Annotated in this window: 13 protein-coding genes; 7 read left to right on the top strand and 6 right to left on the bottom strand. The window is 70.9% G+C overall.

Annotation, left to right across the window (positions count from 1 at the left end):
- Positions 1-98: 98 nt before the first annotated feature.
- The 3 genes from ACWEFJ_RS19215 to ACWEFJ_RS19205 all read right to left on the bottom strand — a co-directional run bounded on the left by ACWEFJ_RS19215 (position 99) and on the right by ACWEFJ_RS19205 (position 2274).
- Positions 99-680: a CBS domain-containing protein gene (locus ACWEFJ_RS19215; RefSeq protein ID WP_378096921.1), complete on the bottom strand. Its 582-nt coding sequence runs from the start codon at positions 678-680 to the stop codon at positions 99-101.
- Between the two features lie 140 nt (positions 681-820).
- On the bottom strand, positions 821-1690 hold the full coding sequence (locus ACWEFJ_RS19210; protein WP_378096918.1) for a universal stress protein: 870 nt from the start codon (positions 1688-1690) through the stop codon (positions 821-823).
- The gene (locus tag ACWEFJ_RS19205; RefSeq protein ID WP_449714541.1) at positions 1690-2274 is read right to left on the bottom strand and encodes a CBS domain-containing protein; all 585 of its coding nucleotides are present in this window, start codon (positions 2272-2274) and stop codon (positions 1690-1692) included. The genes ACWEFJ_RS19210 and ACWEFJ_RS19205 overlap by 1 nt, the downstream gene beginning before the upstream one ends.
- Positions 2275-2423: 149 nt before the next feature.
- Here ACWEFJ_RS19205 and ACWEFJ_RS19200 point away from each other — a divergent pair, with 149 nt between their 5' ends.
- The 3 genes from ACWEFJ_RS19200 to ACWEFJ_RS19190 all read left to right on the top strand — a co-directional run bounded on the left by ACWEFJ_RS19200 (position 2424) and on the right by ACWEFJ_RS19190 (position 6197).
- The gene (locus tag ACWEFJ_RS19200; RefSeq protein ID WP_449714540.1) at positions 2424-2639 is read left to right on the top strand and encodes an SHOCT domain-containing protein; all 216 of its coding nucleotides are present in this window, start codon (positions 2424-2426) and stop codon (positions 2637-2639) included.
- A gap of 72 nt (positions 2640-2711) precedes the next feature.
- On the top strand, positions 2712-3362 hold the full coding sequence (locus ACWEFJ_RS19195; RefSeq protein ID WP_378096909.1) for a response regulator transcription factor: 651 nt from the start codon (positions 2712-2714) through the stop codon (positions 3360-3362).
- Positions 3363-3491: 129 nt separating this feature from the next.
- Positions 3492-6197: a cation-translocating P-type ATPase gene (locus ACWEFJ_RS19190; protein ID WP_449714539.1), complete on the top strand. Its 2706-nt coding sequence runs from the start codon at positions 3492-3494 to the stop codon at positions 6195-6197.
- Between the two features lie 213 nt (positions 6198-6410).
- On the opposite strand, the gene ACWEFJ_RS19185 is transcribed toward ACWEFJ_RS19190, so the two are convergent.
- The gene (locus ACWEFJ_RS19185) at positions 6411-7607 is read right to left on the bottom strand and encodes a hypothetical protein (protein ID WP_449714538.1); all 1197 of its coding nucleotides are present in this window, start codon (positions 7605-7607) and stop codon (positions 6411-6413) included.
- A gap of 367 nt (positions 7608-7974) precedes the next feature.
- Between ACWEFJ_RS19185 and ACWEFJ_RS19180 the strand changes: the two genes are divergently transcribed.
- The gene (locus tag ACWEFJ_RS19180) at positions 7975-8751 is read left to right on the top strand and encodes a DUF6544 family protein (RefSeq protein WP_449714537.1); all 777 of its coding nucleotides are present in this window, start codon (positions 7975-7977) and stop codon (positions 8749-8751) included.
- 895 nt (positions 8752-9646) lie between these two features.
- Here the strand turns inward: ACWEFJ_RS19180 and ACWEFJ_RS19175 are convergent.
- Both ACWEFJ_RS19175 and ACWEFJ_RS19170 read right to left on the bottom strand, forming a co-directional pair.
- Complete coding sequence (locus ACWEFJ_RS19175; protein WP_449714536.1) at positions 9647-11389, bottom strand: ATP-dependent helicase; 1743 nt, start codon at positions 11387-11389, stop codon at positions 9647-9649.
- Positions 11386-13110, bottom strand: a complete 1725-nt coding sequence (locus ACWEFJ_RS19170) for an ATP-dependent nuclease (protein WP_449714535.1) — start codon at positions 13108-13110, stop codon at positions 11386-11388. The genes ACWEFJ_RS19175 and ACWEFJ_RS19170 overlap by 4 nt, the downstream gene beginning before the upstream one ends.
- 272 nt (positions 13111-13382) lie before the next feature.
- On the opposite strand from ACWEFJ_RS19170, the gene ACWEFJ_RS19165 reads away from it, so the two are divergent.
- From ACWEFJ_RS19165 to ACWEFJ_RS19155, 3 genes are all read left to right on the top strand, one after another.
- Positions 13383-13841: an ROK family protein gene (locus ACWEFJ_RS19165; protein ID WP_449714534.1), complete on the top strand. Its 459-nt coding sequence runs from the start codon at positions 13383-13385 to the stop codon at positions 13839-13841.
- An 89-nt stretch (positions 13842-13930) separates the two neighbouring features.
- Positions 13931-14146 (top strand): hypothetical protein, encoded by a 216-nt coding sequence (locus ACWEFJ_RS19160; protein WP_449714533.1) that lies wholly within the window; start codon positions 13931-13933, stop codon positions 14144-14146.
- Between the two features lie 730 nt (positions 14147-14876).
- Positions 14877-16049, top strand: a complete 1173-nt coding sequence (locus ACWEFJ_RS19155; protein ID WP_449714532.1) for a carboxylate-amine ligase — start codon at positions 14877-14879, stop codon at positions 16047-16049.
- Positions 16050-16081 lie beyond the last annotated feature (32 nt).

Below are 16081 nucleotides of genomic sequence, written 5' to 3'. Positions count from 1 at the left end.
CCTCGGGTCTCCCCTCCAAGCCTCGCGGCGGGAGGGCGCGGTGGTCAGTGGCGGCGGTCCTGTGGGGACCGGGACTTTCGACTCCCCGGAGGCGGGCCTCAGCCGGTTTCCACCGGCGCGCGGACCGGGCGCAGGTCGATGTCCGCCACTCCGGGCACCGTGCGCACCAGGGCGGTGACGACGCGGAGTTCGGCCTCGTCGTCGAACAACCCGGCGATCACGACCCGGCCGTCCCGGACGTCCACGGTCCAGCGCCGGGTACGGCTGTAGGCGGTCAGCAGCCGGTCGACGCGGGCGGCGAGGAAGTCGTCGTCCGGGGTGAACACGCGCAGCAGGTCGCAGCGGCTCACCACGCCCACGGCCACACCGCGGGCGTCGACCACCGGCAGGCAGCGCAGCCGGTGGCCCAGCATCGCGCTCGCCATCTCGGCGGGGGACGCGGTGAGCGGCACGCTGATCGCGGGCGAGGACATGACCTGCGCGACGGTGGCGCCGGCCCGGTCGAGGCCGGCGGCCAGCAGGTCCGACCCCGACACGATGCCGACCAGGCGGCGGGTGCCGGGTTCCGCGACCGGGAGCGCGGAGAACCCGTGGTCGATCATGAGCACGCTCGCGGCGCGCACGGTGGTGGTCGGTTCGACCGTGTACACGGGGCGGGTCATCACATCTGCGGCGTTCATGCCTGAACGGTCCGCCGGCGCGCCGCCGAGGGGCAGTGCGCATGGTCCCGACAGGGCGGGGACCGAAGTCCTCTCCCGCGCACGCGGAACCGCGCCGGACGGTCGAGGGGTGCCCGTCCGGCGCGGTGGTCGGTGGTGCCCTACCGCTTGGCGTGCAGGGGTCGCACGACCGCGAGCGGGCAGGACGCGTGGTGCACCAGGGCCTGGCTGGTGGACCCCAGCAGCATACCGGTGAAACCGCCGTGACCCCGGCTGCCGACCACGAGCAGCCGGGCGTTCTCGGCGGCGCGCAGCAGCGCGCGGACCGGCCGGTCGCGCACGACCACGCGGTCCACTCGCACATCGGGGTACTTCTCCTGCCATCCCGCGAGCCGTTCGGCCAGGACGCGCCGTTGCTCGTCCTCGACCTGCGACCAGTCCACGGTCAAGCGGGAGCCGTAGGGGCTGTCCACCAGGAAGTCGTTCCACGCGATGACCGCGTCCAGCGGCGCGTCCCACCGGGACGCCTCCTCGAACGCGAAGCCGACCGCCTCCTCGCTCGCCGGCGAGCCGTCCACCCCGACGACGACCGGACCGTCCGGCCGTCGCGGCTCGCGCACGACCACCACCGGGCACTCGCCGTGCGCGGAGACCGCGACCGCGACCGAACCCACCAGCAGCCCGGAGAAGCCGCCCAGCCCCCGGGAACCGACCACGACCAGGCCGGCGCGGCGCGACTCGGAGATGAGCGCCCCGGCGGGCGTGTCCACCACCAGGGACGTCCCCACCTCCGGCACCGCGGCCCGCACGGCGTCCGCCGCCTCCGCGAGCCACCTCCTGCCCTGACCCTCGAACGCCTCCCGCACCTCGTGCCCGGTCAGCACGATCTCCGGGTAGCCGCGGGTCGGCGGCATGAAGGCGTGCACGAGTTCGAGGGGCACGCGGTGGCGGACCGCTTCCGCGGCAGCCCACTCGGCGGCCCGCACGGCCGACGCCGAACCGTCCACGCCGACCACGATCGGGGCACTCATCACGAAGTCCTCTCCATGTCCGCCGCCGCGTGGACGCGCACGCCCACGACGCCGGTCACCGCTTCGGTCAGCGCGACCGCGATCCGGGCTGCCCGCTCGTCCGGGAACGGCGCGCCGAGGTCGACGTGGCCGTCGTGCACCGCCACGGACCACCGGCCGCCGGGGTCGTAGGCGTCCAGCCGCTCCCGCACGTCGGCCGCGACGGACGCGTCCGTGCGCGCCAGTGCCCGCACCAGGTCACGCCGGGTGACCACGCCGACCAGCCGCCCGCCGTCCACGACGGGCACGCAGCGGATCCGGTCGTCGATCATCACCCGGGCGAGCACATCGACCGGCGCGGCCGGGTCCATCCCGTAGACCGGAGTGGTGAGCACCTCGCTCACCGGTGTGTCCCCGGAGTCGTCGTCGGTGTACCGACCCCGCAGCATGTCGCTCTCGGTGACGATCCCGACGAGCCGTCGGTCGGCGTCGACCACCGGCAGCGCGGTGAAGCCGTGCGAGACCATCAGCGCGGCGGCCACGCGGATCGGCACGTCCCGGGTCACGGTGATGACCGGGCTGGTCATGATGTCCAGTGCACGCACGGCGCACCTCCTCGTCGTTGTCGCCTCCGACGCTAGGCAGCCGCCGGACCCGCGGCAGCGGTCCTTGGTCCTCACCGATCAGGGCCCAATGGCCGCGTTCCGCGTACCGCTCCCGTGGACTACTGGGAGCGGACGACGGGAGGTGTGCGATGCACTGGTACTGCGGCTATGGCCCCGGAGCGGACGGACTGGTCTTCGTGGTGGCCTCGCTCGTGCTGCTGATCGTGGGTGCGGTGGCGGTCGTGGCGCTCGCGCTGCGCGGGCGCCGCGATCCGGCGAAGCGCATCCTGGAGGAGCGGCTGGCGCGCGGGGAGATCGACGCGGAGGAGTACGAGAGGGTGCGGAAGACCTTGAGCGCCTCGTAGGGTTGTGGATCCCCGGCCGACGACCCCTCCGCAAGAGGATCGGCACAGGCAGACGAGCGAGAGGTGACCGGCGTGGCGCGTGTGTTCCTGGTGGACGACCACGAGGTGGTCCGGATCGGGGTCAGGGAACTGCTGAACAGCGCGGACGACCTGGAGGTGGTGGGCGAGGCCGGGTCGGTGTCCGAGGCCCTGGCCAGGGTGCCCGCCAGCGGGGCGGACGTCGCCGTGCTGGACGTGCGGCTGCCCGACGGCAACGGCATCGAGCTGTGCCGCGAACTGAGGTCCCGGATGCCCGAGCTGCAATGCCTGATGCTGACCTCGTTCACCGACGACGAAGCCCTGTTCGACGCCATCATGGCCGGCGCCTCCGGCTTCGTCCTCAAGCGCATCCTGGGCCACGACCTGCAGAACGCCGTCCGCACCGTCGCCGCCGGCGGCTCACTGCTCGACGCCCGCTCCACCGCCGCGCTGCTGGACCGCATCCGCCGCGAACGCGACCAGGGCGACCCCACCCGGTCATTGACCGAGCAGGAACGCACCGTGCTCGACCACATCGGCCAAGGACTGACCAACCGCCAGATCGCCGAGCAGATGTTCCTCGCCGAGAAAACCGTCAAGAACTACGTCTCCCACCTCCTGGCCAAACTCGGCCTCGAACGCCGCACCCAGGCCGCCGTCCTCGCCACCAAGCTCCGCAGGCCCACCAGGAACGACGAGGAGTGATCCGCCGGGCCGGAGCGCTCCCCGGGCGCGACCCGGGACCTTGTGCCCGGTCCGCAAGGGCCGTTGGGGCCGCGACAACGGTGCCGTGCTGCCGTCGTTCCGGCGTCGACCCGGGACCACGATCGAACGGTGACCACCACCGACGATCGTGATGTCGTCCAGGACCCCGGGGAGCCCCTCGCCCGGTTGCAGCGCGACCTGCGGTCCCGGCCGGAAGGGCTGACCGCGCGCGAGGCCGCCCGCCGGTTGCAGGCCCATGGCCCCAACGTCATCGTCAGGCACGCCCGGCGCGGGTGGCCAGGCCCCCTGGTGCGGCAGTTCACCCACCCCCTGGCCCTGCTGCTGTGGCTGGCCGCCGCCCTGGCCCTGGCCTCCGGGTCGACCGCGCTGGGCATCGCGATCGTCGCGGTGATCGTCCTCAACGCCGCTCTGGCCTTCGCCCAGGAGCAGCAGGCCGAACGGGCGGTGGAAACCCTGGCCGCCTACCTGCCGCCCATGGCGAAGGTCGTCCGCGACGGTGTGCGCAGCGACGTCGAGGCCAAGGACCTCGTGCCCGGCGACGTGCTGCTGGTCGAGGAGGGCGACCGGATCTCGGCGGACGCCCGCCTGCTGTCCGGCGCGGTCGAGGTCGACCTGTCGACGCTGAACGGGGAGTCGCTGCCCGCGTTCCGCTCGGCCGGGGCGGACCGGGTCGTCGGCCCGCTGCTGGAAGCCCGGGACATGGTGTTCAGCGGCACGACCTGCACCGGCGGGCAGGCCAGTGCGCTCGTGTTCGCCACCGGCATGCGCACCGAACTGGGCCGCATCGCCGCCCTGACCCAACACGTCGGCCGCGACCAGAGCCCACTGGAGAAGCAGGTCAAGCGCGTGGCGTGGATGATCGCCGCGGTCGCGATCGGCGCCGGGCTGGCGTTCCTGCCGCTGGGAACCCTCGCGGCCGGGTTGCCGCTGTCCGACGCCGTGCAGTTCGCCATCGGCCTGCTCGTGGCCAACGTCCCCGAAGGGCTGCTGCCCACCATCACCCTGGCCCTGGCCGTGGGGGTCCGCGCACTCGCCCGCAACGGGGCCCTGGTCAAGCGGCTGTCCGCGGTGGAGACCCTGGGCTCGACCACGGTCATCTGCACCGACAAGACCGGAACCCTGACCCGCAACCGGATGCGCGTCACCGACGTGTGGACCCCGCAGGGCGCGGTCGACCTCACCGCGCCCGCCCGAGGCGCGGCATCCCTGCTGGCGACATCGGCCGCGGTGTGCGGCACCGCCGACGTCGACCCCGCCGACCCCGAGTCGGCCAAGTGCGACCCCACCGAGATCGCCCTCGCCCTGGCCGCCGCCGCACTCGGCGCGGACGTGTCCGCGGCCCGGCGCGACGTCCGGCGGCTGCGGCTGTTCCACTTCGACCCCGCGCTGCGCCTGATGTCCACCGTCGACGACCTCGGCGGCGCCCGCGTGGTCAGCGTCAAGGGGGCGCCCGAGGAGGTCCTGGCCCGCACGACGGCGATCGCCGGCCCCGACGGCTGCACGGAGCCGCTGACCGATGCCCACCGTGACCGGCTCGCCGCCGTCATCGCGGAGAAAGCCGGCCACGGACTGCGGCTGCTGGCCGTCGCCCGCCGCGTCCTCGCCCCCGACGAGCCCCTGCCGGCCGAACGGGAGGACGCCGAGCGCGACCTGGTGCTGCTGGGTCTGGTGGGCATGTTCGACCCGCCCCGCCCCGAGGTCGCCGACGCCGTCGCCCGCTGCCACACCGCCGGCATCCGGCTCGTCGTCATCACCGGCGACCACGGGCTGACCGCCGCCGAGATCGCGCACCAGGTCGGCATCTCCAACGGCCGCACCACCATCGTCACGGGGGCCGAACTCGACGCCATGAGCGAGGCCGAGCTGGACGACCTGCTCGCGGGCGACGACGAACTGATCTTCGCCCGCAGCTCCCCCGAGGTGAAGCTCCGCGTCACCGACGCGCTGCGCGCCGAGGGCCACGTGGTCGCCATGACCGGCGACGGGGTCAACGACGCACCCGCCCTGCACCGCGCCGACATCGGCGTCGCCATGGGCCGCAGCGGCACCGACGTCGCCCGCGAGGCCGCCACCATGGTGCTCACGGAGGACAACTTCGCCACCATCGTCACCGCCGTGCAAGCCGGCAGGCGCGTCTACGACAACGTCCGCAAGTTCATCCTCTACATCTTCGCCCACGCCACCCCCGAGGTCGTGCCGTTCCTGCTCTACGCCCTCTCCGGCGGCGCCATCCCCCTCCCGCTGACCGTGCTCCAGATCCTCGCCATCGACCTGGGCACCGAAACCCTGCCCGCCCTCGCCCTGGGCCGCGAACCCGCCGAACCCGGCCTGATGGACCGCCCACCGCGCAAGCGCGGCGACAACGTCATCGACGGCCCCATGCTCTTCCGCGCCTGGGGCCTGCTCGGCGGCCTGTCCGCACTGCTCGTGCTGGCCGGCTACTTCCTCGTCCTGCTCGACGGCGGCTGGACCCCCGGCGCGCCCACCGGCCCCGGCACCGCCCTGCACCACACCTGGCAGCAGGCCACCACCATGACCTTCCTCGGCATCGTGGCCTGCCAGATCGGCACCGCCTTCGCCGCCCGCACCCAACACGCCTCCCTGCGCTCCATCGGCGTGTTCAGCAACCGCCTGCTGCTGTGGGGCATCGCCTTCGAGATCGCCTTCGTCGCGCTCCTGCTCGGCGTGCCCGCACTGGGCCGGCTGTTCGACACCACGCTGCCCCCGCCGCGGTACCTCCCGATGCTCCTGCTGTTCCCGCTCGTGGTCTGGGGAACCGACGAACTGTGGCGCTGGTGGCTGCGCACACGGTGACGACCCCTGCACACGAGAACAGGTCTCCTCCTACTGGCACTACGACACCGTCAGGCCACCTTCGTCGGCTGGAGCATCGGAACGGTCGTCGTTCGGCCTGCCTTGTTGCACCTGTTCGCGTGGGTTGGCGTTGCCGCAGTGGCCGTGGCGCGCTTCACCGCCACCGCCCTCCGCTTCGTCTACCGCATCGGCCTCTGTATCGGCGCCGCGACGTCACCTCACCCCGCGCCACAGCACCGCGCGGTTCTCGCCGACTCCGTTGACGATCAGCATCGAGTTGCCGATCGCCACACCGTGTGCGTTGATCTGCTTCGGTTGGCAGTAGTACTCGCCGCCCGGGGCGAGGGCCGGCAGCGGTTCGACCTCGCCGTCGCGGTTCCAGTACACGCAGCGCACGCTCAAGTCCGGGCGCATGAGCTGACCGACCACCGTGCCCTCGTCGTTGATCGCGATCGGGTCGGCCCTCAGGTACGCGTCGTCGGGCAGGGCCGGCAGCACGGCCATCCCGCCTTCACCCGACCACCGGACGGAGACCTCGCCGATCGTCGGGCCACCGGTGATGCCGACGGCCGAGCCGCGGTCGTTCGCCCCGACCACCCAGCCGTACGTGCTGCCGGGCGGACCCGGCAGTTCCGTGATTCGACCTCCGACATCCCAGCGGACGACGCTGGTCCCGCCGTCCGACGTGCCGGAGATGCCGTACGCGGTTCCCCGGTCGTCGACGTGGAGCGCCTTGCTGAACGTGCCGCCGGGGAGCGGACCGAGGTCTTCGGGGACACCGCCGCGTCCCCACCGCAACGCGTGCCCTTCGTTCCAGTCGTCGTCGGTGTAGCCCACGATGACGTGGTGGCGGTTGATGGCGACGGCGCTGGAGGCGGTCGCCCCGGGCAACGTGCCCAGATCCGTGATCCGGCCCTGCCGGTCCCACTTCACGCCGCGCACGTTGCCGCTCACGTCCTGGGCACGGCCCACCGCCACACCGTCCCACGACACGTCCAGCGGTTCGGCCATCTCGCCGGGTGTCAACGCCGCCAGCATGGTCAACCGTCCCCCGGCGTCCCACCTCGCACCGATCCACCGCCCGCCGTCGGGGTCGAGTACGAGCACGTGGGCGACCACCGAACCGTCCGCGGCGACGCCGATCGCGTAGCCGCGCATCGAGTCGGGCAGAGTCCTGCCGATGTCGTCGATGCGGCCGTCACGACCCCATCGCACGACGTGCCACCGGCCCGACTCGGTGTTCGCCTCGCCCGCCACGATCCCGTTGTCGTTCACCGCCGACGCGTAGCTGGCGGTGCCGCCGGGCAGCGTGCCCAGATCGACAACCACCTGGTCGGCCTGCGCCGTGGGGACTGAAAAGGTGGCCAAGACCGCGACGACCGCGGCCGGCGACCAACGACGGATTCTCATCGGAACACCTTCCCGGCCCCGGACGCCGGCCATTCCGGCCCAGTTGCCCGCCAACCATCCCGCGCCCGTCGTCACGGCGACACGTCCGTTCGACCCTTCTTCACCGGGGCATTCGGCCCGCCGCCGGCTACCCGCACCGCATTCGTGCGGAAGCCTGACGTCCGTCACGGCGAGCGGCTCGACGCCGGCCGTCGGCAAGTGATCGTCAGAACGGGATGACGAGCACGGCGGGACCACCGGACAGCACCAGGTGGAGAAGTCCTTGCCCTTGAGGGCGAGGCGGCAGCCGGAAGTCCCCACGCCGTCGTTGCTTTCGTCCCTGCCCGGACTTCCGCCATTCCCCCACGCTGAGAGAGGGAGGTGCACCATGCCGCACACCGACGCCCTGACCGGACCGATCACCGCCGATGACATCGCCCACCTGCCGAAGCCGGCTCAGCGCTACCTGAGGTTCGCGCAGGCGCTTGGCCGCCCCGCGGACCTGTGGTTCCGCGCGACCGTGCCGGGCTTCTTCCGGCTGCGCCCCGACCAGCGGTGGATGGCTTGCCTCTGCGAGCAGCACAACAGCGCCGCGGACCTCACGCGCGACTTCCGGATGCGGTTCACGATGGCCCACCTGATCCCCGTGGAGGCCACCGACGTCTACGCGCACGGGCACGGTCGGATGCGCGCCACCGCCCTGGGCACGTTCACCCTCGCCGACGGCAGGGGTGCCGCGTACGACCTGAGCGAACTGGTGACGTTCCTCGACGACGCCGTGCTGTTGGCACCCTCCATGCTCCTGCGCCTACCCGTGACGTGGACCCCGGTCGACGACGACAGCTTCGAGCTGACGTTGACCGACAACGGCAACACCGTCACCGGCCGGGTCGTCGTGGACGACCGCGGCGCACCCCGCGAGTTCACCACCGACGACCGCTGGGCCGACCTGCCGGAGGGCTTGGTCAAGACCCGCTGGTCGACTCCGGTCGACGGGTGGTGCCTGGTCGACGGGCGCATGCGCCCGCGACGCGGCACCGCCGTGTGGCACCTGCCCGACGGACCGTTCGCCTACGCCCAGTTCGACTACGTCAACGCCGACATCACCCACGGATCCGAGCCGCCCGACGGTCGGAACGACATCGCCCCTCCGCCAAGCCGCTGACCCGCCTGGTCACGAGGTCCGCCGCCCTGGTGGACGCGGAAGGGCCTGTAGGCGCCTCACCGGGCCGCACCAGGTTGTCGGGTCGATGTCGGCAGCGGTCCGTCACCCCACTCCGACCGCATGCCGTCGTCGCCTGACATCGGAGCGGTTCGCATCCTTCCCCGCGCGAGCAGGGGTGGTCCGGCCACATCGCCTGCGTCCACAGCGTGGCCTGTTCTTCCCTGCGCGGGTGGGGTGCTCCGGACTCGGTCGCCCGCCGCCTCAACCTGTTGGAGTCTCTCCGCGCGAGCGGAGGGCTGCCATGACGAACGGACAGGACCGTCGAGCGGCGCATCGATCGCCACAGGAAGATGCCCGAGTACGCGGCACCCCAGCGGACAGTGCCAAGACCGCTCACGAAGCGACCGCGTACAGGTCCGATGCCTCGGATCGCCGCTCCACGGGGTCCAGACAAGACCGAACGGCGATCTGATGGCGACGACAACGCGGAGGAACGGGCCGTCATCGGGTGCAACGCGTCGGCAATAGACGGCTCTGACCTGCGCGACGAACGATGACCCTCCACCACACACTTGTCGGGTCGAGCACGCTTTACGGCCAAACAGCAGGAGCCCGCGTTCGTCTTTGGCCAACCCCGTTGAGCTTCAACCCTCACGGTGAGACGCCCCGCAGGCACCCGGCCCAGGAGCTGCACGTCGCTGTGCAGCAAAAGCGGGCGGCCATATCCGACGCGCCGGACGTCACCGAGACCGTCGTGGTGAGCAACGCGGCCGAGACGCTCGCCGAGGCCACCCGGCACGCCGTACCGCTTGGGATCGGCACCCGCGGCTGCGGGGCGCTCGCGCCGAATGCCCGGTCGTGGTCATCCCGCCGAACGCAGCGGGCTAACGGACGTTTAGAGCAGTTCGATCTCCCCGAGGTACGGGCTGACGCCGTCGTCCCAGCGCCTCCACCTGGTCAACCTGAAACCCGAGTAGAAGATGCGGAGGTCATCGCGCGCCCGCGTGACGGACACGTAGAACTTACGCCGGTCCTCTGCCCGTCGTTCCGGCGTGTTCGACATGTGGCTGGGCATGCGGCCGTTGTCCGCGCCGACGAGCAGCACCACGTCGAACTCCAAGCCCTTGCTCGACGTCGTAGTGATGACTTCCACTCGATCCTGACGCAACGCCCGCTGGGTCAGCTCGCGCAGCGACCAGGTGCGGATCACCGCCTCCATCTTCCGGATTTCCGGTGCCTCGGCTGCCAACGCGACCTGCCCGAGCGCATCGCCCAGGCCCACCTGCCGAATCTCGTCGAGGAAGGTAGTGGCCGCTTCGTCAGCCCGGTCTCCCCATCCGACGAGCACGCTGACGAACTTGCGATCGTGTTGGTGTGTCCACAACGGACCGAGCAGGTACCGCCACTGCTTCAACAGGTCCCCGAGCCGGTAGCCGCTCGTCTCCCTTCCCGTGGCGGCCCACGTGGCGGCGGACTCGATGAACCTCGTCAACGAGTTCGGCCGGTACTCCTTCTTCACGTCGCGGTAGAACACTGGGATGCCAGCTTGGCGCAACGCGCCGGTCACTTCTAGGCAGAGGTCCCGCGTCGGGCACAGCACCGCGATCTCGTGCAGCGCCACGCCGCCGCTGTGAGCCTCCCCGATCGCGTCGACCACGCGATGGTACTGGTCGGGCAAACCACCCGGACAGTATACCCCTGCGACCGAACCACCCGGCTTGTCACCGACCATGGGAACTCGACCGGGTCGCATCATGTTGGCCCGCTTGATGATTTCGTCCCGGGACCGGTAGTTGCGGGTGAGCTCGACAGAGGTGAGATCCGTCCGCGCGGCCAGTTCGTTGAGCAGTTCGGGCCGGGTACCGGTGAACCCGAACAAGGCTTGGTCGGGGTCGCCCACCGCGAACAGCTCGGACCCGGTGAGGTAGTCGAAGCACAGGGCCTTGACCACTCGATCCAGCCCGGGCGACAGATCCTGGTACTCGTCGACGTACAGGTGTGGGAACTGGGCGTTGAGCACCTGGCGCACGATCTGGTGGTTCTCGACCAGCTGCACGGCGGTCTCGACCAGTCCGCTGAAGTCGTGCAGGCCCCGTTCCTCAAGCTTCGCTTCGTAGCGTCGGGCAGCCTCGATCAAGCCCTCGCCGGACTTCGCCCAGTCCTCCGCGCTCGCCATGCGGGTGCGGTTGAAATTGATCGTGGTCGCGACGTTCCAGGTGTCAGCGCTCGGGTAGGCCTCGTAGATCGCCTCGTGTAGGAGCTTCTGGCTCTCCTCCTCGCTCGCGATCGTGATCGAGGCAAGTTCCGGACGGCCAACGGCGTGCGCGAACGGGGCCACGACCCGGCGAAGCAGAAAACTGTGGACCGTCCCGATGAAGAAGTTAGGACGGTCCTCGGTGCCCAGCCGCTCCATCCGGCGGCGCAACTGGTCGGCGGCGGCGTTGGTCAGCGTGATGCACGCTGCCCCCTGCGGCCGATTGATCTTGTTCGCCAGGTCGTAGGCCATCCGCGTGGTGAGCAGCTTCGTCTTGCCGCTGCCCGGCGGGGCGAGCACCACGCAGTGACCTTCGGTGGTGAACGCCTTCCACTGGGAGTCGTTGTTCTTGAGCTCGTCGACCGACGCCGAGAGGTTGCTCAACGTCCCACCAGGTACCGCAGAGCGCCCTCGACGTGGCTGGACGGCGCGATGTCGAACTGGGCGAGGCGCTGGGCGTACCTGCCCTTGCCGCCCGCGTTCTTCACGATCCTCATGAATTCCGCCAGATCAGGTGCGGCAGCGCCCCACGAGTCCACGTCGGCCGCCGACGGGGCCGCGCAGAGCTCCTTCAACGCCTTGAACGACGGGACGATGTTCTCCTTCGGCCGTGAGGTGATCAGGTCGTACTCCAGCGTGGTATTACCGACGAAGATGCCGTGCTCGGCCGGCATGCCCCCGAGCTTCAGCAGGCTGAGCAGCTCGGTGGCCCAAGCCGCGCCAGCCGAGTTGCCCTTGCTGTCGACGTCCCCGTCCGTTACCACGGCCCACGGAAGGCCGAGCGCGTCGCAGAACCGCACGTAGGAGGAGAAGTGCGTGCCGTGCACGGCGCAGACCGAGATGCCCTCCTTGTCGAGGTCGATGCCCATCGACTGGGCGAGCCTCGGCATCAGCACCTCCTCCGCATAGCCCTCGACCAGCAGGACCTTCCTGGCGAAGACGATCTCTGCGCGGGTCGCGTCGAGGTAGCGCGCGATGTCGTCCCACTCGGCCTGGGTGAGATCGGCGTCGCGGGCCTGCGACGCGGTGGTCGTGCCCTCCACGTTGTGCAGGACGACCAAACAACGCGGGTCGGTCACACTGGCGATGTGCGGGGACTGGGTGGTCACCAGGGCGGTGTACGCCGAGTCGCGCGCGGTGAGAAGCCTGCGAAAGACCAGCCGCTGCAGGTGCGGGTGCAGGTGGGCTTCCGGTTCCTCGATCGCCATCACGACGTGCGCGATGTCCGGCTCATTGATCATCCGGGCGTCGAGGCCGAGTTCCTGCAGCGCCAGGTAGATCACGTTCAGGGTGCCCAGGCTGGCGCTGCCGAGCGGGCGGTTCGCCTCGCCGTCCACGAATAGCCGCATCGCGCGGATGAGGCGAGCCGGTTCGTCCGGTGCGGCGGCGAGCTTCGTCTCGACCGCCTGCGCCGATCCGACCATGTCCTCCAGCCTGCCGCTGATGTTGGTGCCGAGTTGCTTGATCACGTCGAGACCGTTGAGCTTGTCGTTGGCCTGTTTCATGGCGGCTTTCACCTCGGTCAGGTCGCCGCCCTCCGCAGCGGCCGCCGCGGCGGCAACGAGCAGGCCGCGCAACGGGGACTTGCGCCAGTTGCGGATGTCGGCCTCGACGTCGCGGAGCGCGTGCATGAACACCAGGTGCAGGCTCGCCAGCATCTCCGAGCTGATCTTCTGGTCGGTGTCTCCGCCGTAGACGGCGCCCCGGTAGCGGGGCTTGCCGTCGGCGGTGCCGGTGTCGACGGGCCCGAACCGGTAGGTTAGCCGTGCTCGCGGCGGATCCTCGGCGACCAGGGCACCGCCGAGCGCGGACGTGAGACCGGCGTCGTGGAGGAAGTCGACGAGGTCGATCGAGGCCTCGATGACGTGGCCCTCCGCCATCGGATCCCAGTCGGGTTCGCCAGTGGACAGTCCATCCCAGAAGTCCTCCGCCGTGAGCTGGCGGTCCGCGAAGGACATCCGGCCGTCGAGGATCAGGCGCAACGCGTATAGCAAGTTGCTCTTCCCAGCCCGGTTCTCGCCCACGATGACGGTGCCTGGGCAAAGCTCCAACTCGACGTTGGCCAAGTTCCGAAAATTCTTGACCGAGAAGCGACAGATCCGCATGAAACTTGGACGCTCCATCTATTCGCGGGGTTGAGGCTCGAAACATACTCCATCGCGTCACAGGTCCGTCAAATCGAGGTTGCGCCCGACCAGAAGATTGGAGTGGACCACCCCAAGCGGCAGAGCAGCCCTGAGCTGCAACTATGCATGATTCCCCATGCGAGCGCGCCACCAGCACGGCTGACTGGACAATCCCCCCAGGCGCAAACTGACCAGTTTTTGACCACTTCTCTAATGGGCCTTCACAAACCGTACGGCCGTTACTCAGTCTCGTGCTCGGCCACTTCCCCGTCGACCCCGTCGGACCGATCTGTCCCGAAGGCCACCGCGGCTGCGTGAAAGCCCTGCTCACCACCGACGGCATCCAGTCACAGGCCGCCCTCACACTGGGCCGGCCCGTCACCTACGACGAGGTGCTCGACCTCGCCGAAGAGGGCAACGCCGTCGCCGACCAGATCGTCGGCCGAGCCGCCCACGCGTTCGGCACGCTGATCGCGGCCGTCGCCAACATCGCCCAGCCCGAGCGGATCATCCTCACCGGTGAGGGCATCCGCCTCGCCCAGGTCGCCGAAGCACGGGTGCGGGCGACCATCGCCCAGTCCCGGCATGCCGAGGCGTCACCGATCGACCTGCGGTTCATCAACGACGACCCCACGCTCTGGGCCCGCGGCGCCGCCGCCGTGGCGATCCAGCGCACCGTCCTGGCCGTCCTGCCCCTGCGGGCCGGCTGACCAAGCCCACCCGATCCCTCCCATGGCGCGCGCCGCCGTGGCGATGACGCACGCCCGCCTCCGCCGGGCACGCTCAACGAGGAGCACCCATGCGACCACCCGGACCACGCGCCGCGATAGCGCTCGTCGCCGCGGCCTGCCTGCTGTCCGCCCCACCCGCCGCCGCCGAGCCCGAACCGCCGGGCGCACCCGGCGCGCCGGCCAACTGGACCACCGGGGACAAGGACGGCATCGGCACGTCCACCACCACCGGCTCGAAGGTCTGGTACACCCTCACCGACGGCACGCTCAGCGAGATCTACTAGCAAGGCGCACTGGAACAACGGGTTCCCGTGGACCAAGGAGTTCCGCTTCGGCGGCGGCGCGGGCGAGCAGAGCTTCGACCTGCCCAGCCGGGACACCGACACCCGCGACCCCAACACCATCGACGTCATCACCGGTGACGCCGACCAGTCCGCCGTCCTCGACTGGACCACGACCAGCCCCGTCGTGCTGCCCTTCGTCCACTTGCGGCCCTGAAAGCAGCGGGCGCGGGCACCTGGTCGTGAACCGGTGCCCGCGCCCGCGTCCCACGCGTCCTTCGCCGGCCACAACGCAGTCCGTATACCCACACCCCGGACCCCGCACCTGCGGCGGGAACGGTCCTGCGCCACGAAAGCTATGGCGACCTTCGCAAGACGAAAAGGCGCAGGTCAAAGCCCGATCCCCGGTTCTTCACATAGGGTCGCCGATTCACGGCCGGATCGAACCGGCGATGTCGGTGGTCAGCACGGCGACCTTGGCCGGCAGTGTGAGGAACGGCGCGTAGCAGCAGTGCAACTGTCGTCACAGGGCGTTCTCCCACGGTACTGCTCTCGCCGAACCCTGCTCCACCGAAGCGGCGAAGATGTCGACCACAGATGGCCGCCTTTCGCCCTTGGAGGGCGAGCGGCCGGTGAGGTTCACCCCAGAGGTTGAACCTGTCCGGCTTCGCCGTCGGGGGCCGGTGCGCGGTCGCCCGGTTCACGGCGTGGGTTCCGGGTATCCCACTCCTCCATGGCCGACCAGCCATCGGAGGCCGCGATGGGCAGTCTCGTGGGCGCTGCGCCGACGCTCGGCGTCGAGGAGGAGTTCCTCCTCGTGGACGCGCTGACCGGTGAGCCGGTGCCGCACGGCGGCGAGGTGGTCGAGTCGGTCCGGTCGCGTTTCGGGGTGGCGCTCGACGTCGAGTTGGCCGCCTCGCAGGTCGAGGTCCAGACGCCCGTCTGCCGCGACCTCGCCGACGTGCGCCGCCAGCTGCACGGCCTGCGCCTGGTGGCCGCCGAGGCCGCGCACCGGCTCGGGCACCGGCTGCTCGCGGTCGGCGCGCCGCCGGTCGGTGGGCCGGACGTGGTCATCAGCGACCGGGAGCGGTACCGGGCGCTCGGTGAGGACTACCGGCTGCTGGCCGGCGAGCAGTCCATCTGCGGCTGTCACGTGCACGTGGCCGTGCCCGACCCGGAGACGGCGGTGCAGGTGTGCAACCACGTGCGGCCGTGGTTGCCGGTGCTCGGGACGCTCACCGCGAACTCGCCCTTCACCCGCGGGCGGGACACGGGGTACGCGAGTTGGCGCTCGATCGTGTGGTCGCGCTGGCCGACCGCCGGACCGCCGCCCTACTTCGAGTCGTTGGCGCACTACGAGTCCACCTGCGACGCGCTGCTCGCGGCGGGCGCGATCCGGGACCGGCGGATGGTCTACTGGGACGTGCGGCCGTCCGCGCACCTGCCGACCGTGGAGGTGCGGGGCGCGGACGTCGCGGCCACGGTGGACGAAGCGGTGTTGTTGGCGGCCCTGGTGCGGGCGCTCGTCGTCGCGGCGCTGGCCGACCTGGGCCGCGGCCTGCGGGCGACGCCCGTGCCGACGGAGGTGTTGCGCGCCGCCTGCTGGCGGTCGGCGCGCGACGGCATCGGCGGCCAGGCCCTCGACGTGCTGTCCGGCCGCCTGCTGCCCGCGCGCCTGCTGCTGGACCGGCTGCTGCACCACGTCCACGACCACCTCGACCACGCCGACCGGGAGCTGGTCGGGCAACTGGTGTCCACACTGGACGGCAACGGCGGCGGGGCGGCCCGGCAGCGCCGCGCCTTCGCCCGCGCCGGCCGGATGTGGGACGTGCTCGACCACCTGGCCGCGGACACCCTGTCCGGCGCGGAGACGTGGACCGGCGAGCCGTTCGGCCGCACAGCCTGAGCAGGGCGTTCCGCCCCACGGAGCACGGCGCC

This window comes from Actinosynnema sp. NPDC004786, assembly GCF_053601135.1.
This window is presented reverse-complemented; position numbering and strand designations above follow the sequence as displayed.